The following is an 842-nucleotide window of genomic DNA, read 5'->3' on the forward strand; positions in this document are numbered from 1 at the left end:
TTAGCATCCTAAATCAGCAAAAATCCACACAAGTTGTTCTTTGATTTTAGCTTTTAAATAGTTGACTTATCGCGTCATCCGCGGTAAGTTTAACACTAAGATAAGTTTAAGCAATTTGCGTTCTTACTTAGCGAGCCATCCAGTATATCACTTTTTCGATTCCTGTCAAGCTTTTGTTCTAATTCGTTTCATTCAGGTAACTTGAATCCAACCTTTCAATTGGCAATCTCGTTGTCCCGATGAGGTGCGTATTATAGACGCTTTAATTATTTAGTCAAGAGCTTTTTTAAAGTTTTTAATTCTTTATCCGCTTCGCTTACGCTAGGCTTTCTCTTGAACAGGTAGCGTATTATATAGACTATTAGACCAAGGTCAAGGGTTTGTTTTTATTTAATTTATTGACTCAAATCTACTACTTGGACCAGTTAAAATGACACCTAAATAATCAACTTTTAATAACTTCTAGCCAAATTAAAACCTATGTCCAAGAAAAAGCCCCCATTCAAATTAATGAATAGGGGCTTTTAGGGTATAGGGAGCTGACGATGACCTACTCTCACATGGGCGAACCACACTACCATTGGCGCTACGATGTTTCACTTCTGAGTTCGAGAAGGGATCAGGTGGTTCCATCGTGCTATTGTCGTCAGCAAAGGGGGTATAGATATGAGTTGGTTAAGGGTTAGCTTAACTTGGTTTTACCTATCAAGAACCTGAATCAATGTATTATCAGGATGATATCGAAATAATTAGCTTATATACAAAACCACTTGGGTGTTGTATGGTCAAGCCAAACGAGCAATTAGTACAGGTTAGCTACACGCATCACTGCGCTTCCACAC

The 842-nt window shown here is 37.9% G+C and carries 1 rRNA gene; it reads right to left on the minus strand.

Annotation, left to right across the window (positions count from 1 at the left end):
• Window positions 1-537: 537 nt before the first annotated feature.
• A 5S ribosomal RNA gene (gene rrf, locus AC2SLM_RS12765) occupies window positions 538-651 on the minus strand.
• Between the last annotated feature and the right edge of the window lie 191 nt (window positions 652-842).

Source organism: Psychrobacter sp. CX16, from assembly GCF_057396245.1.